General features: G+C 44.8%; 17 protein-coding genes. 10 read left to right on the forward strand and 7 right to left on the reverse strand.

Going from position 1 to position 23,900, the window contains the following annotated elements; translation table 11 throughout:
• The first annotated feature begins 174 nt into the window (after positions 1–174).
• Entirely contained in the window at positions 175–1,503 is a 1,329-nt protein-coding gene (locus tag PV783_RS04920; RefSeq protein WP_420987290.1) for an AAA family ATPase, read from the forward strand.
• Positions 1,504–1,508: 5 nt separating this feature from the next.
• Positions 1,509–2,729, forward strand: coding sequence for a tetratricopeptide repeat protein (locus PV783_RS04925; protein WP_420987291.1), 1,221 nt, complete (start codon positions 1,509–1,511; stop codon positions 2,727–2,729).
• An 86-nt stretch (positions 2,730–2,815) separates the two neighbouring features.
• Here the strand turns inward: PV783_RS04925 and gyrB are convergent, their stop codons facing one another.
• Together gyrB and PV783_RS04935 are read right to left on the reverse strand one after the other, a co-directional pair.
• Positions 2,816–4,798: a DNA topoisomerase (ATP-hydrolyzing) subunit B gene (gene gyrB, locus PV783_RS04930; RefSeq protein ID WP_079469829.1), complete on the reverse strand. Its 1,983-nt coding sequence runs from the start codon at positions 4,796–4,798 to the stop codon at positions 2,816–2,818.
• Between the two features lie 123 nt (positions 4,799–4,921).
• Complete coding sequence (locus PV783_RS04935; RefSeq protein WP_420987292.1) at positions 4,922–6,592, reverse strand: hypothetical protein; 1,671 nt, start codon at positions 6,590–6,592, stop codon at positions 4,922–4,924.
• 118 nt (positions 6,593–6,710) lie between these two features.
• Between PV783_RS04935 and PV783_RS04940 the strand changes: the two genes are divergently transcribed.
• Both PV783_RS04940 and PV783_RS04945 read left to right on the forward strand, forming a co-directional pair.
• Positions 6,711–7,673 (forward strand): helix-turn-helix domain-containing protein, encoded by a 963-nt coding sequence (locus tag PV783_RS04940; protein ID WP_420987293.1) that lies wholly within the window; start codon positions 6,711–6,713, stop codon positions 7,671–7,673.
• A gap of 116 nt (positions 7,674–7,789) precedes the next feature.
• Positions 7,790–8,671 (forward strand): hypothetical protein, encoded by an 882-nt coding sequence (locus tag PV783_RS04945; protein WP_420987294.1) that lies wholly within the window; start codon positions 7,790–7,792, stop codon positions 8,669–8,671.
• Positions 8,672–9,408: 737 nt separating this feature from the next.
• Here PV783_RS04945 and PV783_RS04950 read toward each other — a convergent pair.
• Positions 9,409–9,873, reverse strand: coding sequence for a PepSY-like domain-containing protein (locus PV783_RS04950; protein ID WP_079469825.1), 465 nt, complete (start codon positions 9,871–9,873; stop codon positions 9,409–9,411).
• Positions 9,874–10,130: 257 nt separating this feature from the next.
• On the opposite strand from PV783_RS04950, the gene ileS reads away from it, so the two are divergent.
• Both ileS and PV783_RS04960 read left to right on the forward strand, forming a co-directional pair.
• The gene (gene ileS, locus PV783_RS04955) at positions 10,131–13,457 is read left to right on the forward strand and encodes an isoleucine--tRNA ligase (RefSeq protein ID WP_420987295.1); all 3,327 of its coding nucleotides are present in this window, start codon (positions 10,131–10,133) and stop codon (positions 13,455–13,457) included.
• Positions 13,458–13,463: 6 nt separating this feature from the next.
• The gene (locus PV783_RS04960; RefSeq protein ID WP_111577035.1) at positions 13,464–14,507 is read left to right on the forward strand and encodes a TraR/DksA C4-type zinc finger protein; all 1,044 of its coding nucleotides are present in this window, start codon (positions 13,464–13,466) and stop codon (positions 14,505–14,507) included.
• A gap of 76 nt (positions 14,508–14,583) precedes the next feature.
• On the opposite strand, the gene PV783_RS04965 is transcribed toward PV783_RS04960, so the two are convergent.
• Positions 14,584–16,098 carry a glycosyltransferase gene (locus PV783_RS04965; protein ID WP_079469823.1) on the reverse strand — a complete coding sequence of 505 codons (1,515 nt, stop codon included), beginning with the start codon at positions 16,096–16,098 and terminating at the stop codon, positions 14,584–14,586.
• Between the two features lie 216 nt (positions 16,099–16,314).
• Positions 16,315–18,147, reverse strand: a complete 1,833-nt coding sequence (locus PV783_RS04970; protein ID WP_420987296.1) for an ABC transporter ATP-binding protein — start codon at positions 18,145–18,147, stop codon at positions 16,315–16,317.
• A 197-nt stretch (positions 18,148–18,344) separates the two neighbouring features.
• On the opposite strand from PV783_RS04970, the gene rbfA reads away from it, so the two are divergent.
• Both rbfA and PV783_RS04980 read left to right on the forward strand, forming a co-directional pair.
• Positions 18,345–18,725 carry a 30S ribosome-binding factor RbfA gene (rbfA, locus tag PV783_RS04975; RefSeq protein WP_079469821.1) on the forward strand — a complete coding sequence of 127 codons (381 nt, stop codon included), beginning with the start codon at positions 18,345–18,347 and terminating at the stop codon, positions 18,723–18,725.
• Positions 18,726–18,768: 43 nt separating this feature from the next.
• Positions 18,769–19,992: an FtsX-like permease family protein gene (locus PV783_RS04980; RefSeq protein WP_420987297.1), complete on the forward strand. Its 1,224-nt coding sequence runs from the start codon at positions 18,769–18,771 to the stop codon at positions 19,990–19,992.
• An 81-nt stretch (positions 19,993–20,073) separates the two neighbouring features.
• Here PV783_RS04980 and PV783_RS04985 read toward each other — a convergent pair whose 3' ends face one another.
• Positions 20,074–20,910 (reverse strand): transketolase, encoded by an 837-nt coding sequence (locus PV783_RS04985; protein WP_079469819.1) that lies wholly within the window; start codon positions 20,908–20,910, stop codon positions 20,074–20,076.
• A gap of 162 nt (positions 20,911–21,072) precedes the next feature.
• Here PV783_RS04985 and PV783_RS04990 point away from each other — a divergent pair, with 162 nt between their 5' ends.
• Both PV783_RS04990 and frr read left to right on the forward strand, forming a co-directional pair.
• Entirely contained in the window at positions 21,073–22,215 is a 1,143-nt protein-coding gene (locus tag PV783_RS04990) for a glycosyltransferase family 4 protein (RefSeq protein WP_420987298.1), read from the forward strand.
• A 107-nt stretch (positions 22,216–22,322) separates the two neighbouring features.
• Positions 22,323–22,886 carry a ribosome recycling factor gene (frr, locus tag PV783_RS04995; RefSeq protein ID WP_079469817.1) on the forward strand — a complete coding sequence of 188 codons (564 nt, stop codon included), beginning with the start codon at positions 22,323–22,325 and terminating at the stop codon, positions 22,884–22,886.
• A gap of 84 nt (positions 22,887–22,970) precedes the next feature.
• On the opposite strand, the gene PV783_RS05000 is transcribed toward frr, so the two are convergent.
• Positions 22,971–23,858, reverse strand: a complete 888-nt coding sequence (locus PV783_RS05000) for a DMT family transporter (RefSeq protein WP_420987299.1) — start codon at positions 23,856–23,858, stop codon at positions 22,971–22,973.
• Between the last annotated feature and the right edge of the window lie 42 nt (positions 23,859–23,900).

Raw genomic sequence — 23,900 nt, forward strand, 5'->3', positions numbered from 1 at the left:
TAGGGATAATATGGCTGCAATATATATAAATATTTATTAATTAAATAAAATATATATAGATGGAATGAGGAGTATATTTTTGACGGGCGTGGGGATTTAGGCACAATTAACACTTTTTTTGCGGCCGAATTGCGTATTATTACGGGGTTACTGAATAATTAAAAGAAGCACATTATGTCATCGGAAGTAATAAAGCAATTACAGGAGGCGGTGCAGTTTTCACCGGAGAATGTGCCTTTACGTATGCATCTGGCGCAGGTACTGCTGCAGGATTATGAATACACTGCCGCAGAAGAACAATACAGAAAAGTACTGGAACTGTCGTCTTCTAATACTGCTGCACAGCTTGGCCTGGCACGCACCTTTTATCATCAGCATAAATATTCCGCTGCCATTGTGGTACTGGAACAACTGGAAAACCGGGAGCCGGACCATTTTGATGCGCTGCTGCTGCATTGCCGCATCCTGGTGAAGGAACAATCTATGCCGTCTGCCAAAGAAATATATCAGCATTTGCTGCAAATAAATCCGGGCTTCCGTGATGAAGCACTGGACGGGCTTTTCAGGGTAGCGCAACAACCATCTGTTTCCTTTAACGGAGAAGATGAGGAAGAAGAAGAAAGTGAGAGCCTGTTCATGCTGGAAAAACCTGAAATTAATTTTTCAGATGTAGGCGGTATGGAAAGAGAAAAGCAGGAAATAGATCTGAAGATCATCAAGCCCCTGCAGTTCCCAGATCTTTATAAAGCCTATGGAAAAAAAGCTGGTGGCGGTATCTTGCTGTATGGCCCTCCGGGATGCGGTAAAACATACCTGGCCAAAGCTACCGCAGGACAAATACAGGCGGAGTTTATCAACGTGGGCATTCATGATGTGCTGGACATGTGGGTGGGTACCAGTGAAAAAAATCTGCATAGCTTGTTTGAGCTGGCCCGTCAGAGTAAGCCCTGTGTTTTGTTTTTTGATGAGGTAGATGCACTAGGCGCTAACCGTACAGCGCTCCGGCAGTCGGGCGCAACGCATATTATTAATCAGTTCCTCGCAGAAATGGATGGTATTGCCGCCAGCAATGAGAACATTCTCATTATCGGCGCCACCAACGCTCCGTGGAGCCTGGATCCTGCATTCCGCCGCCCGGGCCGTTTCGACCGGATCATTTTTGTAGCACCACCGGAAGCGGAAGGCAGGGAAGAAATCCTGAAGTTACAATTACGCAATAAACCGGTAAGCGATATTAATTACAACGCCCTGGCAAAGGCCACTCCGGGCTACTCCGGCGCCGACCTTAAAGCGATTGTGGATATTGCGATAGAAGAGAAACTGTTGGAAGCCTTGCAGAAAGGTGTACCACAGCCCATTACACAGAAGGAATTATTAAAAGCCGCCAAAATACATAAACCCACCACAAGGGAATGGTTTAATACTGCCCGTAATTATGCGCTGTATTCAAATGAAACCGGTCTTTATGATGATGTATTGAAATACCTGGATATTAAGAAATAACGTTTATGGCTGTATTAATTCAGCGCGCTCAGATTTTAGTACAACAAGGCCGCTTCCAAGATGCCTTTGCAGCATTACGTCAGCACCTGAGCACCAATGCCCACGATACCGACGGATTATACCTGCTGGCAATCTGTTACCTGGAAACAGGCAACACGGCAGAAGCATCCCAGATAGCAAGCAATACCCTCAGCTTTGCGCCATACGATGATCGTTTCCTGTACCTGTTGTCCAGGATCGCTTTTGCAAAGAATCAATTTAACGAAGCTATCAGGGCCATCAGCAATGCAGTGGCTATAAACCCTTACCGGGTGAATTATTTTGCCATGTGGAGCCAGATTTTGTTGTCGAGGAAAGAATATGAAGCGGCGCTCCACAAGGCGGAAGAGGGACTGGCTATTAACCCGGAAGATGAAGCCTGTCTTAATCTCCGTTCTCATGCGTTATTCCGGCTGGGCAAAAAGGAAGAAGCATTTTCCAATTTGCATGAGGCACTGGAGCACAATCCCGAAAATGCTTACACCCATGCCAACCTCGGCCAGAAATGGCTGGAGGCCGGTGATCACCGGAAGTCGCTGGAGCATTTCAGGGAGTCGTTGAAACTGGACCCTAATAATGAATGGGCGCGGCAGGGTATGGTGCAGGCCATGAAAGCCAGGTACTGGCTGTACCGGCAGTTCCTGAACTATGCCTTTTTTATGGCGCGGCAAAAAGCGCGTACACAATGGATCATTATCATTGCCATTTTTATACTCACACAAATCGCCAGCAGGGTATTCTTCCCGGTATACGTACTGTTGGCGTTCCTGGCGCTTTCTACCTGGCTCATTACGCCGGTGAGTAACCTGTTCCTGCGCCTGAATCCATACGGCAGATACGCATTGAGCAAAGAACAAACACAGGTGTCTAATGTAGTAGGGATCCTGTTATGTGTATCGTTAGCAGCAGGTGCGGCGTTCCTGTTCTCGCATCTGCAGGGATTGCTGGCATTGTGTCTTTGCAGTGGTATTATGTTGCTGCCGGCTGCGGGATTTTATATACCTGAAAGCAAAAAGAACCGCCGGATTATTACGTGGTATACCGCAGGGCTGGCGCTGCTGGGCGTATTGGGTACTGTGTTGGCATTTGTTATTAATGATGCCTTCAATATAGTTGTTACTGCTATGCTGATAGGTGTGTTCCTGTACCAGGTGTTGGCAAATTATATTCTTACGAGAGAAGGATAAAGAGATTATTTTCAGATGATAAAACAAAAAATCCTGCCGTTTCAGCGGCAGGATTTTTTGTTTATAACTATAACGTATATACGTAATTAAGCATCAATCTTAGCATACTTCGCATGTGATTCGATGAATGCCCTGCGTGGAGGAACTTCATCACCCATCAGCATACTGAATACGCGGTCAGCTTCTGCGGCGCTTTCAATGGTTACCTGTTTCAGGGTACGGTGTTCAGGGTTCATGGTAGTATCCCACAGCTGTTCTGCGTTCATCTCACCCAAACCTTTATAACGCTGAATGGTTACGCTGTCTTCCTTACCGCCGCCAGCGAGCCTTACAGTCGCTTCTTTACGCTGTTCTTCCGTCCAGGCGTAAGTTTGTTCTTTACCTTTTTTCACGAGATACAGTGGTGGTTGCGCAATGTACACATAACCCTGTTCAACCATTGCTTTCATATAACGGAAAACGAAGGTCAGGATCAGTGTGGCAATGTGGCTACCATCCACGTCGGCATCCGTCATGATGATGAGCTTGTGATAGCGCAGTTTGGAAAGGTTCAGTGCTTTATCATCTTCTTCTGTACCAATGGTAACGCCCAGTGCAGTAAAGATGTTTTTGATTTCATTATCCTCGTAGATCTTGTGCTCCATTGCTTTTTCCACGTTAAGGATTTTACCACGGAGCGGCAGGATGGCCTGGTAGTTACGGTTACGTCCCTGTTTGGCGGTACCACCTGCGGAGTCTCCTTCGACAAGGTACAGCTCACATTTGGTAGGATCGTTATCGGAGCAATCGGCCAGTTTACCTGGTAAGCCGCTACCGGTCATTACGCTTTTGCGTTGTACCAGCTGACGTGCTTTACGGGCGGCTTCACGGGCCTGCGCAGCCAATACCACCTTATTGATGATCTGCTTTGCTTCACGCGGATTTTCTTCCAGGAATGCCTCCAGTACTCCGGCAACAGAACTATCTACCACACCCATTACATCGGAGTTACCGAGCTTGGTTTTGGTTTGTCCTTCAAACTGTGGCTCAGGAACTTTCACGCTGATAATAGCGCTCAGTCCTTCACGGAAGTCGTCGCCGGTAACTTCGATCTTCGACTTCTCAAACATTTTATTTTTATCACCATAAGATTTAAATACACGGGTGATAGCACGGCGGAAACCGGCTACGTGTGTACCTCCTTCAATGGTGTTGATATTATTTACGTAGGAGAAAATGTTCTCACTGAATGCGTCGTTGTATACCAGGGCTACCTCTACGGCTACATTTGAAACCGGCTCATGTACTTCTACATAAATTGGATTCAGCAATATCGGGTTACGGCGGCCATTTTTGTCGAGCATCTGGATAAACTCGCGGATACCACCTTCACTGTAGAAAGTTTCAGAGAAGAAGTTACCTTCTTCATCTTTTTCACGTTCGTCGGTTAAAGTGATCTTGATTTTACGGTTCAGGTAAGACAGCTCACGTAAACGACCAGCAAGTATTTCGCGGTTGTAGGTGGTTTCTTTGAAGATTTCACCATCGGGTTTAAAGTGAATGGTGGTTCCGGTTACTTCACTGGTACCTATTTCACGTGCAGGATATTGTGGCGCGCCACGATGAAATTCCTGTTCAAATAATTTGCCTTCACGTTCTACAGTTACATAAAGCCTGTCGCTCAATGCGTTTACGCAACTCACACCCACACCGTGCAAACCACCGGACACCTTGTAAGTGTTCTTGTCAAATTTACCACCGGCGTGGAGTACCGTCATTACCACTTCCAGGGCAGAACGGCCTTCCTTCGGGATAATGCCGGTTGGAATACCACGGCCATCATCCTTTACACGGATGGAGTTATCTTCCAGGATGGTAACATCGATGTTTTTGCAGTACCCCGCCAATGCTTCATCGATAGAGTTATCTACTACCTCATAAACAAGGTGGTGGAGACCCTTGACGCCAATATCGCCGATATACATGGCCGGACGCTTCCTAACGGCTTCCAGTCCTTCCAATACCTGTATACTCCCTGCATCATATCCGTTGCTGCTGGGGCTGGGTGCTTGCACTAATTCTTCGCTCATATGTTGGTGTAAAATCTATTAGAAATAAAATCGGTAGACAATCATGCAAAAATACGAAAAATAAGCCTTATTTCCACAAAAGAAGGGCTGTTTTTATGTGGTGAGGATCCATCATTTTTTCCACTAGAGATTTCCTGCACCAGCAATGTCTTTTACGCCTGTAAATAAAGTTTTCCACACCAGGTTAAAAAAGGACTTTTGGATGTCCCGGGTGTAAGCAACATCCGCGGTGCGGACCTTTTCATTTTTGGATGGGTTCTCTGAATTGATTACCAATGCGTTAGCTACGAGACTAATGAGCCCTTTGCGTTTAAATCCATCGTGATCTTTATTCTGCTTTAAAACGGCAATTTTAAGATTTTGGTACAGCAGTTTTACATGGCCCTTCGCCCTTCGCTCATCTCCATTAATATTAAAGGTAAGATCCTGGATATCGCACGACCTGATCTCGATTTTCCCCATTGGCTGGGTGATAACGTTCAGATCTTTGCCGTTCATATTATTCAGCCGGCCGGAAACGCCAAACCTGCCGCCTTTATCGTTCAGCAGAAAATCAAACCGGGCGGTTAGTTTACCGCTTTTCATAAATATTGCATCAAAATCGGCTGTGAGGTGCCCGTTTTTGGCTACCATGCTATCAATATTGGTGATGTTACGGAACAAACCGTGTACATGACTGAAATTGATATACCCGGTTTGTTCCGTAACCGGGCTCAATTCTGTATACCGGATATCGATGTTATTGCCGGTAAGCGTATCAATATTCACGGGGATTTTCAGTTTAGCCAGTAGCTGGTGGGGATATTGACCCAGTTTATTGCCGGGAGGCATAGGCATCATGCGGTTCCTGTAGATGTCCAGTTTTCCACTCTGGATATTTGCCCGCTCAGCCCAGATCTGCTGCTCCTGTAATAAAAGACGTGGATTAAGGTTGCGCAGGCTGATATCGTTAAATACCACTTCAAACCGGTCCTGCTGCACGCCGGTCTTTTTCTGGAAGGCGGCCTTATCATAACGGGGTTGCAATTCAAACTGGCTAATATTCACAGTGCGTTGGGCTGCGTCATACCGGATTCCGCGAACATACATCCAGTAAAGGCTATCCCGGGTTCTGTTCATATAGTCCTTCATCCCTATTTCGTAATTGCGGGCATATAAAAAACGGGTGGGATCATCCAGGGCTACCGAGTCTATCAGGAAATCATTGATTTGTACACTCAGATTGTGGAATTGATGGATCACCCGGGACGAGTCTTTCCGGGTAAAAATATATTTGAAGTTGGTGCTGTCCAGTACCAGCTTACCTATAAAAATGGATTTCATTTTGGCAGAAATGTTCTGGTAGGCTGTTTTCGGGGTGCTGGTATCTTTCACGGTGGCGTTTTGGTCCATAATGATACTGGGGCTGGTTACCTTGAGGATACCAGCGTTAAGGTCTTTCCCGAAAAAATAGCGCCAGGGCTTAAAGTATTTAAGTTCCAGCCGGTCCACGCTGATGGTGTAAATATCGGCCGGCGCCCGTTGTTGCGACAACAGGCGTTGATAAACAACGGAATCGGCCGTCATGCTGGCTTTTTCGATAGTTACACTGCCGGAAAGCACGTCCAGGTGCAGTTCTTCGAACTTAACGGTATAAAGACTGTCCGACAGATCGGTTACATAGCCCTGAAGCTCCTGTTTCAGCAGTTTATTCCAGTGTTGATTAAGATACCAGCCGGTACCCAGCACCAATAAGGTAAGTACACCGGCTACAATAAGTATGATCTTTACCAGTCTGCGGATATTTTTTGCCATCAGGGAAGCATAAACGAAATTTATACCAATAAGTGTGCTTTTTCAAGAGGGAAAGCAGGGATGGGTTTGTAACTGTATTGTCAAAACGTATTTGTTTAAAAAACGAATCCCTAAATTTGTGACTTCTATAACAGCACGGCGTTTAAAAACAGATAAAGTGAAAGAAATACAGGAAATATTGTCTTTAGCCATTCCGCAGCCCGCGATGAGCGACCAGTTACAGCTGGCGGAGCAGGATAGTGTGTCAGTACCTGACTGTCTTGATTTTACGTTACAACGTTTTATCTACGATAAACCGTTACCTGTTGAAGATGTGGCGATGGTTATTTACCAGCCCGCCAAAAGGGGACAATCTGCCGCCATTGAGCTGCGGTATTGTGTTGCCGGCAGTAAATATTGTAAAAATCCTTCCTGTACCGATCAGCTTTGCTCGGAAGGCAAGAAGGAAGCCTGCAATGACAGGGTACCATCGGTAGACCTGATCACAGTTCGCTTCCAGCCTGCATTTATCCAGTCGCTGCAAAAGGGTACCACTACCTTTTCTTTATTTGAAAATCAGTCCCGCAAACCTTTTGTGAAAACCATCCAGCCCTGTACGAAGTCCAAATCCGTACTGGAAACAATGGTGCATCATGATTACGAGGGCATCCTGAAAAATATATTCCTGCAAAGCCGTGCGCTGGACCTGTTATTATACAGCTCCGACCAGTTTATGCAGAATGATACCGACGAACGCTATGGTTGCCGCTTCCTCACTCATCTGGAAGACCGCGAAAAAATAGAAAACGCCCGGGGTATCCTGCTGGAACAACTGGACTCTCCTATTACCATCAGGGATCTGGCCCGCCGGGTAGCCATGAACGAATGTTACCTGAAGAAAGGCTTCAAAGCCATGTATGGTACCACCATATATGATTATTTCCAGAAAGAAAGAATGGAAAAGGCCAAAGGGCTTTTGTATGAAAAAGGAATGTCTGTTTCTGAAGTAGCTATGCTGATGGGATATTCCTGTATTTCCCACTTCTCCACTGCCTTTAAAAAGCACACCGGGCTGAAGCCCTGCGAACTGCTGTTGCGTTAAATACAGCATTTCATTACTTCTACGTCTACGTCACTGCTATGCTTTCCCTGTAAGGGAAATATCTCTGCGTTAAAAATAACGTAACTATATTTATATGTTTTTTAAGTCATCTGTTTATGCCTAAAACAGATGATAAAATAGTACATATGTTGAATGACATCTATATATATGAAAACAGGGATCTTATCTATTTAAAGTTATATGAAAGAAAAGCCCGGCGTTTGAGCCTGAATCTTACCGTAATTGGTCCTGATCAATTGAAAGGCAACACCAGGTACGAGCAATTCCTGTCTCTTTATGAACACTATAGTGTCAACTCGGTTGAGTTTGAAGTAAGTTGTTTCGCCCGTTACTTCGCTATTGCGGAAGCTCATAAAAATGAGGATACTTTTATTCTTTCTGATTCAGATATTTACCTGGTGAATAACCTGCAGCATATCCGGGAAGATACATCCTTGCAAGGTGTATTTATCGGGAGTGAGGGGTTTTACGGGGAAGGCAGCGAACACCAGATTTCCCCGCATTTTTCGTTCTGGAATAAAGCGCTGATCAATAGTTTCACTGATTACCTGCTGGAGGTTTATAAGAGAAATAAACAAGATCATTTCCTGGCGAGGCATTATAAAATACAGCAGGAAAAGATAGGAAGAACGGCTATTTCAGACATGACCTTGCTCTATATGTGGGTAAAAGAGAAGGGTATTCCCTACTTGAATTCCAATGCCGTCGGCAGCTCGCTGGGTATTGACCATAACATTTCTTCTGTTTATAGCGAGAATGGCATTTACCAGTCCTTTTGCAACAGGAAGGCGATTAAATTAAAGGGGGAAGCAGTGTATTGCAAGGCCACCGATGGAATGGCGCAGGCGATGTCTGTATTGCATTTCCAGGGGGAGTACAAGCAGGTTTTGAAGTATTTCTACCAGGGGCGGTTAGCCAGGTTTTACTGGTTTACCATTTCCCGGGCGCTGAAAAGAAGTTTGAAATCGGGCAAATGAGCCGGTATTTTCCCTTTTCGATCATTTGTTTTCCCGATTTGAAAAACGGAAGATAAAATATAGGTGTTTCTTTGTAACACGATAGGCAGATATCCATTTGCGTTTCCTATAAGCTTCCTTATCAGATTTGACCTTGGAAGAAGCTTGGCTGGCAAAAGTAAGTAAAGCCATAAATCATACTTGCATGAATATCAAACACCATTGAAGTGCAATATGCCAGAAAAGTTTCTACCAGATTTTATAAAGTCGTTCGCTTCTGCGGGCGACTTTTTTTGTTTGGGAAAAGTATTCTTCTGAAACGTAGTGGGAAATAGTGCCGCAAGTGCAAAAGCAGGTCTATTGGATAATAACCCGGATTATACCCGGAGATGAAATGATGATAAGTCATCGCTAAGCCGTATCTCTATAGGTACAAGTTATCTACGGCTTAGATACGGGTTATATACGGCTTATCTACGGCTTATCCTATAATGGCGCCAGCCTGGCAGGACCTTACAGGTAGTACTAATGATACAGGATTAACTTTATATCCTTTTTGTTAAATGCAGTTTGAGCTTTACAGGTTTCCGATTTACGGGTTGTGGAATTTGCAGGTTCTACCGTTGGAAAAAATTCACATGTTGGGAAATTCGGGAGTGAGAAAAACAGATGTGAGGAGTCATAACAAATAAAAAACCCCGCCCAAAAGAGCAGGGTCTGTCCTATTTATCCCTATACCTATGAAATACTTGTTTGTGTTATTCAGTGATGGTACCAGCTTCATTCAGCAACACTGCCTTGTCCGTACCATTATCCTGAATATTGATTTTGTAGTATGAAGCTACATCTGATCTCTCAATTTTCCAGCCATCTTTTATGGTTGCTGCCGGATATTTTGTTTTCAGTGTACCAGCCACTGACTCCGGAAGATTTTGAGCATCATAAGCGCTTCTTGTGGCAACCCATTTGCCATCCGCATCATACTCTGCAATTGTGTTTATGTTGTCTTTTTGGAAACTTGCTGTCCAATGTCCTGCACTTGTCTTTGTCCACTTAGCAGCTGCTGTTCCCGCAAAATTCTGATCAAAAGAACTCTTAACTGCCTCAGGTGCTTGCACCGCTTTGGCAACTATCTTTGTTTTTTTAACTGATTTTTTTTGCTGTGCAAAAGTTATGCCGGAAGTGAATAGAACCGCGCAAAATATTAACGTCAACTTTTTCATATTTGATATGGTTTTTTCCGTTGGGTTAAAATTAACTACTAGGTTTTTCTAATTTCTTCCTGGCTAGTTAGCTAAAACAATGCCAAAAACGCAGTTTAGATACTCTTTATTGCAAATTACAAAAAAAACAATAAAAAATATTCAAAAAGCATAGTTTTTAGCAAAGATGGCTATTTAGGAGCCAGCGTATTTTCTTAACTTCGCACAATTTTAATCAATTATTGTCTAAATAACATCAAAGGGCGGGGAATTGTTTTATGTCCAGCAAATATCAGGAATATAACCAGTTGAATTTACCTCAGATAGAGAAAGATATACTGCAACACTGGGAGCAGCACCAGACTTTTGAAAAAAGTGTGGAAGTGCGCGAAGGCGCCACTCCTTTTGTTTTTTATGAAGGACCTCCAAGCGCCAATGGTTTACCGGGTATTCACCATGTTATTTCACGTACATTAAAAGACCTGGTGTGTCGCTATAAAACGATGCGTGGTTACCAGGTAAAGCGTAAAGGTGGGTGGGATACCCACGGTTTGCCGGTGGAACTGGGTGTTGAAAAAACTTTAGGGATTACCAAAGAAGATATAGGCAAGAAGATTTCTGTTGCTGAATATAATGATACCTGCCGCCGGGAGGTATTGAAGTATAAAGATATGTGGGATGACCTGACCCTGAAAATGGGATACTGGGTTGATCTGAAAGATCCGTATATCACTTTTGAGAACAATTATATTGAAACACTCTGGTGGTGTCTTCAAACGCTTTATAAAAAAGGATTCCTGTATAAAAGTGTAAGTATCCAGCCTTACTCCCCTGCGGCCGGTACCGGTCTGAGCTCCCATGAGCTGAATCAGCCGGGCACCTATAAGGACGTAAAGGATACTACGGTTGTGGCGATGTTTAAGGCCCAAAAAGCAAGTAATTCTCAGTTTCTTTTTGATGCGGCAGGATCAGATGAGGTATTTTTCCTGGCCTGGACTACCACCCCGTGGACTTTACCATCAAATCTGGGTTTAACGGTAGGTGCTAATATAGAATATGTACTGGTAAACACTTTTAACCCATATACTCACCTGCCGGTGAATGTTGTAATGGCTAAAGTGCTGCTGGGTAAATACTTCAAGGCAGAAGGAGAAAACGGCGACTTTGCGGCATACCAGGAAGGCGATAAAGTGATTCCGTGGAAGATACTGACCAGCTTTAAGGGCAGTCAGCTCGAAAATATCCGTTACGAACAGTTATTACCATTTGCCCAGCCGGAAGAAGGCGACCCATTCCGTGTAATCCTCGGTGACTTTGTTACTACAGAAGATGGTACGGGTATCGTTCATACTGCTCCCGCTTTTGGCGCGGATGATAACCGGGTAGGTAAGAAATATGGTATTGGTATTTTAACGCTGGTAGACAGAACCGGTAAGTTTACAGAGAATGTTGGTGAATTTTCAGGCAGATATGTAAAGAATTATAAAGATGATCCCGATTACAAAGATGTAGACGTGGATATCGCCGTGAAGCTGAAGAAAGAAAACCGTGCATTTAAGGTAGAAAAGTACGAACATACCTATCCGCATTGCTGGCGTACTGATAAGCCGGTATTGTATTACCCGCTGGATGCGTGGTTTATAAAAACCACTGCGGTAAAAGACAGGATGGTAGAGTTGAATAAAACGATCAACTGGAAGCCGGCATCCACCGGTACCGGTCGTTTTGGTAACTGGCTGGAGAACATGGTGGACTGGAACCTCAGCCGTAGCCGTTACTGGGGTACGCCGTTGCCTATCTGGCGTACAGAAGACGGTACAGAAGAAATCTGTATCGGAGGTATTGAGGAACTGAATGCAGAAATCCGCAAGGCAAACCAGGTGTTGGGCGGAGATGTGAATAAGTCCTATCTCCATGAGGGCATCCTGGATCTGCATAAACCATATGTGGATGATATTATCCTGGTGAGCCCATCAGGCAAACCAATGCGTCGTGAACCTGATCTGGTGGATGTTTGGTTTGACAGCGGCGCGATGCCATATGCACAGTGGCATTATCCCTTTGAGAATAAAGAGCTGATAGATAAAGGACAGGCTTTCCCGGCTGATTTTATTGCTGAGGGCGTGGATCAAACCCGTGGCTGGTTCTATACTTTACACGCACTGGGCGTTATGCTGTTTGATAGCGTGGCGTATAAAACAGTAGTTTCCAACGGGTTAGTACTGGATGCGAAGGGGCAGAAAATGAGTAAACGTCTCGGCAACGTGGTGAATCCGTTTGAAACCATTGAAAAGTTTGGGGCCGATGCCACCCGTTGGTACCTGATCACCAATGCTTCACCCTGGGATAGTTTAAAGTTTGATGTAAAAGGTATAGGTGAAGCGCAGCGTAAATTGTTTGGCACCCTGTACAATACATACAACTTCTTTGCTATGTATGCAAATCTTGATAAGTTTACTTTCAGGGAAGCATATATTCCTTTAGAAGAACGTCCGGAAATTGACCGATGGATTATTTCCGTATTGAATACGCTGGTAAAAGATGTGACCAGTAGCTTCGACGATTACGAGCCTACACAGGCAGGCAGAGCGATAGAGCGTTTTGTGGATGAGCAGCTGAGTAACTGGTACGTGCGTTTGTGCCGTCGCCGGTTCTGGAAAGGGGACTATGAGCATGATAAGATCAGCGCTTACCAGACATTATACGAATGTTTGGAAAAAATTGCACAATTGATGGCCCCGGTTTCCCCATTTTTCACCGATTGGTTATTTAACAACCTGAACAGTGTAAGTGGCCGCAGCAAGGCGGCTTCCATCCATCACACTGATTTTCCGGTGATAAATGAGGGTGCGGTGGATATTGATCTGGAAGAAAGGATGCAGCTGGCGCAGGATATTTCCTCGCTGGTATTATCCTTGCGTAAAAAGGTGAACATTAAGGTTCGTCAGCCTTTGCAGAAGATTTTAATTCCGGTGGCAAATGGCAGAATGAAAGAGCAAATAGAATTGGTAGCCGACCTGATAAAAAGTGAGGTCAATGTCAAAGGGATTGATTATCTTACGGAAACGGAGGGTTTTATCAAGAAAAAGATTAAGCCTAACTTCAAGTCCCTCGGTGGTAAAATGGGAGCAAAGATGAAATCTGTAGCAGCCGCGATCAGCGCGTTTACAGAGGCAGAAATTACCACCATTGAGCGCGACGGCCATTTCAATCTGGTTGTAGAGGGAGAGCAGTTGCAAATCCAACTCTCTGACGTTGAAATCATTTCCGAAGATATTCCGGGATGGACAGTAGCTAATAAAGGCGCCTTAACGGTAGCGCTCGACATTACTATTACCCCCCAGTTACAGGATGAAGGAAATGCCAGGGAACTGGTAAACCGGATACAAAAAATCCGTAAGGATCGTGATTTTGCATTGACTGACAGAATTGACGTAACAGTTGAAAGTGTGGATACGCTCAAGTCGGCCATTGTGAACTATAATGATTATATTTGCACGGAAATTTTGGCAGATAGCCTGGAATTAGTGGAGCGATTACAAGATGGTACAGAAATAGAGGTAAACGACCTTAAATTTAATGTATTAGTTAACAAAAAAAGCTAATCCCCCATGGCAACAAAAAAGAAGGTTGCTAGTAAAACGACCCAGAAGGCGGCTCCGGCTAAGAAGACTGTAGCAAAGGCATCACCAGCGAAGAAAGCTGCTAAACCTGCTCCGGTAAAGAAAGCGGCGCCCGCTCCAAAGAAAGCAGCTGCAAAAGCAGCCCCTGCAAAGGCGGCTCCTAAAACAGCAGCAAAACCAGCAGCCGGAAAAGCCGTGGTAGCTAAAAGCACTGCCAAAAAAGCCGCTCCGGCGCCTAAAAAAGCAGTGAAAAAGGCCTCTGCCTTACCAAACAGTAAAACATCATCCGTCAAGAAAGTTGCTGTACCTGCGAAATCGACCGTTAAAAAAGAGCCTGCTGTAAAGCAGCAAGTGGTAACGAAAAGTGTTTCCGCTGGAAAAGAGAAACCATTTATTTCTAAGTCAGAAGAAAAAGAACTTAAAACGATGGCAGTAAAGAAAGCAGATACTAAGGTAGAAGTTGCTAAGGAAAAAGAATCCACAAAAAAAGCAGCGGAAAAGCCTGTTGTTAAGGCTGAAAAGTCAGTAAAGGCGGAAAGATCCGAGAAACCCGAAAAAACTGAAAAATCTGAGAAAAAAGGTGGAAAAGCTACCCTGGTAACTTACCAACCTGAATTCACCAAGTCAGTGCTGGATCAACCAGCGCAACCTACTGGTCCTGTATACAGATACAGTGATTCAGACCTGCAGGAGTTTAGAGAATTGATCCAAAAGAAGCTGGAATCAGCTAAAAAGGAGCTCATCTATCTGCAAGGCCTGATCACCCGTAAAGACGAGGCAGGTACTGACGATACAGAGAATAAATACATGAGTATGGAAGATGGCAGCGGCTCCCAGGAAAGAGAGCAACTGAACCAAATGGCCAGCCGTCAGATCCAGTTCATCGATCACCTGGAAAAAGCAATGATGCGTATTGAAAACAAAACCTATGGTATTTGCCGCGTAACCGGTAAACTCATAGATAAAGCACGCCTCAGAGCAGTTCCTCACGCCACCTTGAGCATTGAAGCCAAACTGGCTAAAAGTAAATAGTCTTAATAGTATTAAGACAGAAAAGGCGCAGCGGTTATCCGCTGCGCCTTTTCGTTTTATAGCTGAATGAATATTATCAACAGGCGGCCATCTCTTTTTTATTACGCATCTGCCGCACGGCCAGGTAAAGTAATCCTGCTCCGGCTAATCCTATCAGGCTGCCAACTCCAATATTACGCGCCTGCTTTTTACTGATAGCCGGTAGCTTGATTCCAAACTTTGCAGGACTAGCCTGCGCAATATCCAGCAATGGCGCTAATGATAAACCACTGATGATTTTATCGGCAACCTTTTCTACAACATTGCCGGGATACTGTGGACAAAAAGCAACGCCGATGCCGGCCTCGGTTAATAATTTGCTGTCCCGTTTTCCATCTCCCACATAAATGATATTCTGTGTATTAATATGATATTGCTGCGCGATGTAAGGATACATATTGCTCCGGGAATACTCGGCTCCTTTCATGAAATAATCTGCAATGGTAAACTCGCCGGTAGCCACGCTGTTCACCAGATGCAGCTTATTGGCAAATACGAAATCCATTCCCAGCTGATTCTTAATATGACGGGCAACAGTACCAAATCCATCGGTGATAAGACCAACGGCATAGCCTCTTTTTTTCAGCTCACGCACTATTTCGCGGATGCCGGGTACCAACGGAATAGCATCGGCTACTTCCAGCAGTTCTGCAATGTTGCGCCCTTCAAAAAGAGTAGCTTTTAAATGTAGTGTAGTTACTTCACTATGTCCGGCAGATTCAATTTCCTGTAATCCTTCCTCCTGCCCAAAGGCCACTGCGGCCCACTGCATGTAATCTTGTGTAAACACCGCATGATCGAGGTTGAAGATGACCATCTTCTGTAATTTATCAATAGATTCCAGGATAGAGTACTCCATCTGCTCCCGGATCAGGTTAATATTTCCCAGTGTTTCGAGGTTTTCCTGTGGTATGTTTTCCGCCTTGCGGAGAATGGTGCGGGAAACTTCTCTCGACATTTTGCTCAGCTGTTCCCAGGTTTGCATAGCATTTTCCACCTTCCCGATATTGGCTTCTGTGATGCGCGCGCCCAGATGATGCATATCTATCAGCAGGCCGATATCCACGCCATAATCATTTTCAAAATGCACACGGGAAAGGAAAGATTTACGTGCTGCAATCATACCGCTGAGTGGCTGCTGGAAATGCGCAATCTCGGGGAATAATATACTCAGCAGTGGCTTGGCCACCAATTGGGTGACCCTGCCTGCCTGCCTTTCAAAGTAGGATTTGACGAAGTCAGCTTCGTCTTTTTCGATAGGACCAGTTAATAGGTCTATAATATTGTCGGGGTAAGTCAGGATGTCGCCATCTACGTAGGCAATAATATCATGTTTGGCAGCCATCATACCTTCACGCATAGATATTCCCTTTCCTCGCTGGCTGCTGGTAATCACTCTCACATGTTCTTTCATCGCCTCTTCCACTGTGTTGTCTGTAGAATTATCATCTACCACAATGATCTCAATTTTCCGGGTTGTTTTCTTTACGGTTTTAATAACCTGGCGTATGGTAGCACCTTCGTTTAATACAGGAATTACGATAGATATCATAGGAGTTCGCTATGTTAAAGGTTAAAAAATAAGTGCTGCAAAGAGCTGGTGTTGGCATTGTCAGGGCGCTTCAATAACAAAAACCGTACCTGTTACGGTTTTTTGAGAAGAAGAAAATGTTATGGAAAGCCATGTGGAGATGGATAAAACGCAACACGCTCCACTTTTTGAGCGGAACGTGCTGTATTACGTATATACTTTAACGTTAGGATTCCTTTATTTGAACTCCTGCATTTCCACCAGTTTGTGATAGATGCCATGCTGCTTCAGCAATGCGTCGTGGGTGCCACGTTCTTTGATTTCTCCCTGGTCCATTACAATGATTTCACTGGCATGTTGTATGGTACTCAGCCGGTGTGCAATTACAATGGTGGTGCGGTTTTGCATGAGCTTATCCAGCGCTGCCTGTACCAGTTTTTCGGACTCCGTATCCAGTGCGGAAGTGGCTTCATCCAATATGAGAATAGGAGGATTTTTGAAAATAGCGCGTGCAATGGTAAGGCGTTGACGCTGGCCCCCGCTGAGTTTCAGCCCGCGGTCGCCAATAATGGTGTCATAACCGTTGTCCAGTTGTTCAATAAATTCATGTGCATTGGCAATTTTTGCAGCGGTTATAATGGCCTCCCTGTCGGCCTTTGGCTGACCAAAGGCAATATTGTTCAGTACTGTATCATTAAAGAGAATGGCTTCCTGCGATACAACACCGATCAGGCTGCGGAGGTCGTGTACTTTCAGGTCGCGTATATCGGTACCGTCTATACGAATGGCACCTTCATTTACATCATAGAAGCGTGGTAAAATATCGGCCATCGTGGATTTGCCTGCGCCACTGCGGCCAACAAGCGCTATCATCTGCCCCTTATTAATAGTAAGCCGGATGTGCTTCAGCACATATTGCTGTTCGTATTTAAAGGAAACATCATCGTATTCCACGCTGCTGTTAAACCCGGTCACAGCGCGGGCATCAGGCTTTTCGTGGATGGTAACCGGTGCGTCAAGAATTTTGAAAATCCTTTCACTGGCCACCATTCCTTTTTGTATAGTAGTAATAGAAGTAGATACGTTTTTTGCAGGCTGCATGATCTGTGAGTAGAAAACAAGATAGGTCATGAAGGTAGCGCCGGTAAGCAATTCGCTGCCCGATAATACGAGGCTTCCTCCATAGATCACGAGGATAACGATAACGATTACCCCAAGTATTTCAGAAATGGGAGAAGCCAGTTCGCGCTGGTTGTACATCGACTTACTCACTTTCACAAACCGGGTGTTTACCTCACCGAATTTATTTTTCATGAAACGCTCTGCAGTAAAGGATTGTATGATCCGGATACCGCTCAGTGTTTCTTCTGTTACGGAAAGGATTTTTCCCAGCAGGTCCTGGCTGAATTTACCTTTTAGTTTTAATTTTTTGGATACATAAGATATCAGTAAACCGGAGATAGGAAAGAATACGATGGTGAACAGGGTGAGTTTTACAGAGAGATAAAACAGCGCCGCGAAGTAGCCGATTATAATGAATGGATCGCGCAGCAGTGTTTGTATGGCGTTGATCACACTGTTTTCAATTTCCTGTACATCGTTGGTCATGGAAGAAAGCAGATCTCCTTTTTGCTGATCGCTGTAAAATGATAATGATTGTTGCGTGAATTTTTCATAGAGGCGTATACGTAGCCTGGACAGGACGGTCATTTTAAGCCGTACCATTACCCTGGCGCTCATGTAGCGGCCAAAGTTGGCGATCACGATACACACGCCTATCACTGCACAAACAAAGTACAGGGCGCTTTGTTTGGAGCCGCTGGCCCTGATAAAATTGTAGAAATAGTAGTTGAACAGGTCAATGAAGTAGTTAATAGAGAAGGTGAAATGTGGTTCCGGCAGTGCCTGGGGAATTTCTCCCACCTGGTTAAAAATAACGGTCAGTAGTGGAATCAGCATTGCAAAATTGACCATACCGAATATGATACCTATAAAAGTATATATCACATATTCGGGCAGATAATGGTGCAAAGGTGTGGCAAATCTTAGTAATCGCTTGAATGTCTTCATTCCTGGTAGTCTGTTTAACTTGCTGGCAAAAATAGCATAATTAAGGTATGAGGGGGTGTAAATGCGGCTATTCTTTGCCGGAAATGGTTAATTTCGCAACTGACGGGCTGCTGGCAGCCGGTTATGGTTTGGCGGGGCGGGGTAATTATGTTATTATCGTACGCAGACTGTTTTACTAACGATTAAAACTGAATGAGATGCAGGAAACTAAAAGGCAGAAACAAATAGGACAACTTGTGCAGCAGGAGCTGAGTGGTATTTTTCAGCGGTTGGGATTTAACGTGGTGGATGGGGGAATGATATCTGTTGCTGCCGTGAAGATGACCCCAGACCTGCTGGAAGCGAAGGTATACCTGAGTATGTTCCAGATCAAAGCCCCTTCTGAGATGCTGGAGCGGATCAAGGAAAGAATGGGTGAAATCAAGAAGTTACTCGGAATAGGATTAGGTAAACAATTGCGCAGAATCCCCGAGCTGAGCTTCTTTTTGGATGATACCCTTGACTATGTGTTTAAGATGGAAGAATTGTTTAAGAAGATCAAGGAAGATGACGCCAACATTAAGGACGGCAAGAAATAAGGGTTACGGATTCGTTATTCTTCATTCGTAATTCTACAAATACATGGTTTGGCAATTTGCTTCCCGTTACTTCCGGGCAAAAAAATCTACCAATGCTATCAATATCATTGCCTGGGTAAGTGTGGCGGCAATTGCAGTTGGGACAGGCGCCCTGATTGTGATACTAAGTGTGTTCAACGGCTTTGAGGGCCTGGTAAAATCCCTTTACTCCTCTTTTTACCCCGCGGTGAAGATTGCGCCGGTTACCGGCAAAACAATTATCCTTACGCCTGCGCAGTTGCGGCAAATAGCAGCGGTGCCGGGTGTGGCCCATTTCTCCCGGGTAATTGAAGAGAAGGCGGTGCTGCGCTACGGTGATGAGCCTACGATTGCAGTGTTGAAGGGTGTGGACAGCAGCTATAATTATGTTACGGATGTGAAAAGCAACATTATCCGGGGGCGCTTTGATACCGGCGACAGTGTGGCTTACCGGGCGGTGCTGGGATTGGAGTTGGAAGGCGCGCTGGGCGTGGATGTAGTGCATAGTATTGCACCTGTTACTGTATATCTTCCCCGCAGGAATGTGAATGCTTTTGTAACCCCCGAGGATGCGCTGAACAATGGCGTTTTGTATCCTGCCGGAACTTTTGCTATTCAGCAGGAGTTTAACAGCAAGTATGTTATTACAAACATTGAATTTTTACGGGGTCTGTTGCAGATGGGGGGCGATGAGATGTCGTCGCTGGAAATCGGGACACGGGCAGGGATAAACGATAAAGAACTGAAAGTGCAACTTGAAAAGTTGCTGGGCCGCCATTACAAAGTGCAAACCCGGTATGAGCAGAATCAATCGTTGTATGCCATTATGCAAACGGAGAAGTGGGCGGTATACGTGATACTTAGCTTTATTATGATCATTGCCGCCTTTAATATGATCGGTTCTTTGTACATGCTGGTGATAGAAAAGCAAAAAGATATTACGATCCTGAAGGCAATGGGTGCGCGTAAATCATTGATTATGCGCATCTTCCTGGCAGAAGGATTGATTATTGCGGGGATAGGAACCGCGTTGGGCTTTGGTTTGGGTATCACCTTTTGTGTGTTGCAACAGCATTTTGGTATTATTAAGCTGGAGGGAACCTCTTTCCTGGTGGATTCATACCCGGTGAGTATGCATGCGGCAGATTTCCTGCTGGTGTTTGTTACGATTATAGTGATAGGTGTGGCTGCCAGCTGGTATCCGGCGAGAAGAGCGGCGGTGGAAGCGATTACACTGAAGGCCACCTGATAAGGACCTGATTAAAAATATTAAAAAAGGAGGAGCATGAATTCATGCTCCTCCTTTTTTAATATTTTTTAGTAACTACAATTAATAGTCGCCTAATGTTTCAGGTAACTGCGCCAGTGCTTTGGCGAGTTGTTCATCGCTTGGGGCGATACCATGCCATTCGTGGTGGCCTTCCATGAAGTCAACACCCTGACCCATAACGGTTTTCATGATAATAGCAATGGGTTTACCCTGACCGGTAAGGCTTTTGGCTTTTTCCAGCGTGGCAACAACATCATCCATATCGTTACCATTCATGTGCAGAACGAGCCATCCGAATACTTCGAATTTAGCGCCTACATCACCAAGGCCGGCAACATCATCAGTAGTTCCATCAATTTGCTGACCATTCAGATCAACGGTGATGATAAGATTATCTACTTTATGATGAGGAGCAAACATTACGGATTCCCATATTTGTCCTTCTTCAAGCTCACCATCTCCGTGCAGGGAGAATACCAGGTTTTTATCGTTATTGAGTTTTTTAGCAAGTGCTGCGCCTATTGCCACACTCATGCCCTGGCCCAGGGAGCCGGAAGCGATGCGTACACCCGGTAAGTGTTCGTGGGTGGTGGGATGGCCCTGCAGACGGGAGTTTAGCTTACGGAAAGTGCTCAGTTCCTGTACGGGGAAGTAGCCGGAACGGGCCAGTGCGCTATAGAACACTGGTGAAATATGTCCATTGGACAGGAAGAACAAGTCCTGGTTCTTACCATCCATATCAAAAGGTTCCGGTTTGTGATCCATTACCTTGAAATACAATGCAGTCAGAAAGTCGGCGCAACCTAATGAACCTCCGGGGTGACCGCTTTGAACGCCATGTACCATCCGTACAATATCTCTCCTTACCTGAGTAGCAATATCTTTGAGCTGTGGCATGATAGTTGTTAATTTTTGTGCCGCAAAACTAATAGAATTTCGTAGAATTTGTGGCTGTTGAATGTTTTTTTGCGATCTCAAAGTATTAAAAAAGTTGATTTTTTTAACGTTTCTTTTCACATTTCGTTGAAATTAATATCTTTGCACAATTAAGCCCCACTAATGGAGAATGTATTAATTGCTACCGTCCTAAGTTTTGTTGTTACCTATTTTTCTATTCCAATACTGATAAGAGTGGCGGAATTAAAGCATTTATACGACGAACCGGACGAAAGAAAGACGCATAAACAGCGTATACCAACGCTCGGAGGAATCGGTTTTTTCTCCGGATTTATAATTGCCACTGCTATCTGCGTACCCGCGTTAGCCAATTCGCCATTTCAATACATGATGGCGGCGTTCTTTATCATTTTCATGGTAGGTATGAAAGATGATATCGTAGGGCTGTCTCCGTTAAAGAAATTAATCGGGCAGCTGGCGGCATCTTTCGCTATTATCTACCTGGGCAATCTGCAGATTACAAGCATGTATGGCTTCATGGGCATTTATGCCATGCCTCCCAATATCAGCCTGATGCTGACCTATTTCACTTTTATTGTGGTAATCAATGCTTTCAACCTGATAGATGGGGTAGATGGTCATGCCGGCAGTATCGGATTGCTGGTAAGTGCCGTACTGGGGGCTTATTTCCTGCATGTAGGTGAAATCACTTATGCAGTCATTGGTTTTGCACTGGCAGGTGGGCTGGCCAGTTTTCTTATATATAATATTTCCCCCGCCCGCATTTTTATGGGTGATACGGGATCCTTACTGATAGGGCTGGTAAATGCAGTGCTGGTGCTGAAATTTATTGATGTGGCAGGTAACCCGGCCGGTAAGATGCCAATCGGAGCTACACCAGCTGTGGCTTTTGCTATCCTGATCGTACCTTTATTTGATACTTTACGCGTATTCGCTGTCCGTATGTTACAGGGAAGATCTCCTTTCTCTGCCGACAGAAACCATATCCATCACTACCTGCTGGACCTGAAGCTCAATCACAGGCAAACCACGCTGGTTTCCGTAGCCATTAATGCTACCTACATACTCGGTGCATTTGTGCTGCAGGGAATGGGCGCTACCTGGTTGTTAATGGTTGTAATAGGTTCTGCTACCTTTTTTACAGGAATATTATACCTGGCACGCCGGAAAAAACTGGCTGTGAAAGCTATACCAGAACCGGTAGTACAACCAGCAGCGGCAACAGCAAAAGAAGCCACCAAAATATTGCGTGTTACAACAGAGGGTGTATTACAAGATAAATAATCCTTTTGTTGTGGTTATTTGTAAGCATTTCTACTTCCATTATCAGGGCGTTGCTTTGACGATTAAAAGAAAACCTGTAGGTTTGCACGCACTTAACTATTTATGTTATGCAAGATGATCTAACGCTTATCATTGATGAGGCAGCGGACTCGATGAAGAAAGCTATCGGGCACCTGGAATTGGAACTTACAAAAATCAGAGCCGGGAAAGCCAATCCGCAAATACTGGATGGTATCTTTGTTGACTATTATGGCGCACCAACTGCACTAAACCAGGTAGCTAACGTAAGCATTGCAGATGCCCGCACCCTGACCATTCAGCCCTGGGAAAAAAACATGCTGCAGCCTATTGAAAGAGCCATTATTGCATCTAATATTGGTCTCAATCCACAAAACGACGGGGTTATCATCCGTTTATTCCTCCCGCCATTAACCGAAGAACGCAGGAAAGAATTTGTGAAAAAGGTGAATAATGAAGGCGAACAGGCAAAAGTAGCCATCAGGAATATCCGCAGAGATGCTATTGAAGCAGTTAAAAAATTGCAGAAAGACGGTTTAAGTGAAGATACAGCCAAGGATGCAGAAGCCGATATCCAGCAATTAACCGACAAGCACATTACACTGATCGATAAGCACTGCGAAGTAAAAGAGAAGGAAATTATGGCTATTTAAGAGTTTTATAGCCTGAAAATATAACAGCGGAGATATTAACGGATACTGATCCGGTTAATATCTCCGCTGCTTTTTAGCAGTGGCTTATTTTGCCGGAGCCACTTTGTTAGCCTTGTTTACGAGGTACACACCGAGCAGAATAATGCCCATGCTCCCCACCTGGACCCAGGTAATTGTTTCATGCGCCACTAATCCCCACCCTACTGCTACTAACGGTAACGCATATGCTACCATTGAGGCCAGCATGGATCCCGCTTTTTTGATGAGCAGGAAAAAGAGTACAGCTGCCACCCCGGTTCCCATCACCCCCAGTACCAGGCCCGCTGAAAGCGACCGCCAGGGCGCATCCGGTTGTGAAAACTGCGGAAAGAAATTACTGCACCACAGAATAGGGAAAGTGAACAGCGCACAAAAGAACATAGCAAGAGACCCCAGCTGCAGCGAACTGAAACCCTGCAGCTTATGATGTACCATACTAATATTAACGCCATAGCTTACGGTAGCCAGAATTACCAGCAGCGCATAATACCAGTGGCCATTTGTATTGATACCTTTGGCGGTGAACAATAACACTACCCCTGCCAGCCCTACGAAAATGCCGGTGAGCTGCGCTTTTTTAAATGGACTTTTAAAGATAATAATCCCGGACAGTAAGGCCATCAATGGTGTTAAGGCATTAAGTATCCCTGCAAGGGAGCTGTCGATTTCCGTTTCGGCCAAACAAAACAGAAAGGCCGGGATACCGTTACCCAGGATGCCGGACAATATGATAATGGGAAGCTTATTTACGGGTGTTTGCCTGAATGCCTTTGGTAAAAAAGGGGAAAGCGCTATGCCGGCAGCTACCAGTCTTAAGCTGGCTACCTGGTAGGATGTAAATGATTCCAGACCTATTTTCATCAATATAAAGGAACTGCCCCAGGTGAGTGATAACAGGATAAACACTCCCCAATGGGCGAAACGTTGCTGCATATCTTTTATTTTTCGAGTACAAAGGTGCAGGTATCCTTCATA

The organism is Chitinophaga sp. CC14 (genome assembly GCF_048957795.1).
Lineage (GTDB): Bacteria > Bacteroidota > Bacteroidia > Chitinophagales > Chitinophagaceae > Chitinophaga > Chitinophaga ginsengisegetis.

Excerpts from the sequence above, each read along its gene's own strand:
- PV783_RS05000 (WP_420987299.1), bottom strand. The coding sequence starts at position 23,858 with ATGCAGCAACGTTTCGCCCATTGGGGAGTGTTTATCCTGTTATCACTC.
- PV783_RS04985 (WP_079469819.1), bottom strand. The coding sequence starts at position 20,910 with ATGCCACAGCTCAAAGATATTGCTACTCAGGTAAGGAGAGATATTGTA.
- PV783_RS04925 (WP_420987291.1), top strand. The coding sequence starts at position 1,509 with ATGGCTGTATTAATTCAGCGCGCTCAGATTTTAGTACAACAAGGCCGC.
- PV783_RS04920 (WP_420987290.1), top strand. The coding sequence starts at position 175 with ATGTCATCGGAAGTAATAAAGCAATTACAGGAGGCGGTGCAGTTTTCA.
- PV783_RS04935 (WP_420987292.1), bottom strand. The coding sequence starts at position 6,592 with ATGGCAAAAAATATCCGCAGACTGGTAAAGATCATACTTATTGTAGCC.
- PV783_RS04990 (WP_420987298.1), top strand. The coding sequence starts at position 21,073 with ATGGAGAATGTATTAATTGCTACCGTCCTAAGTTTTGTTGTTACCTAT.
- PV783_RS04960 (WP_111577035.1), top strand. The coding sequence starts at position 13,464 with ATGGCAACAAAAAAGAAGGTTGCTAGTAAAACGACCCAGAAGGCGGCT.
- PV783_RS04970 (WP_420987296.1), bottom strand. The coding sequence starts at position 18,147 with ATGAAGACATTCAAGCGATTACTAAGATTTGCCACACCTTTGCACCAT.
- PV783_RS04945 (WP_420987294.1), top strand. The coding sequence starts at position 7,790 with ATGCCTAAAACAGATGATAAAATAGTACATATGTTGAATGACATCTAT.
- PV783_RS04980 (WP_420987297.1), top strand. The coding sequence starts at position 18,769 with ATGGTTTGGCAATTTGCTTCCCGTTACTTCCGGGCAAAAAAATCTACC.
- PV783_RS04950 (WP_079469825.1), bottom strand. The coding sequence starts at position 9,873 with ATGAAAAAGTTGACGTTAATATTTTGCGCGGTTCTATTCACTTCCGGC.
- PV783_RS04965 (WP_079469823.1), bottom strand. The coding sequence starts at position 16,098 with ATGATATCTATCGTAATTCCTGTATTAAACGAAGGTGCTACCATACGC.
- rbfA (WP_079469821.1), top strand. The coding sequence starts at position 18,345 with ATGCAGGAAACTAAAAGGCAGAAACAAATAGGACAACTTGTGCAGCAG.
- ileS (WP_420987295.1), top strand. The coding sequence starts at position 10,131 with ATGTCCAGCAAATATCAGGAATATAACCAGTTGAATTTACCTCAGATA.
- gyrB (WP_079469829.1), bottom strand. The coding sequence starts at position 4,798 with ATGAGCGAAGAATTAGTGCAAGCACCCAGCCCCAGCAGCAACGGATAT.
- frr (WP_079469817.1), top strand. The coding sequence starts at position 22,323 with ATGCAAGATGATCTAACGCTTATCATTGATGAGGCAGCGGACTCGATG.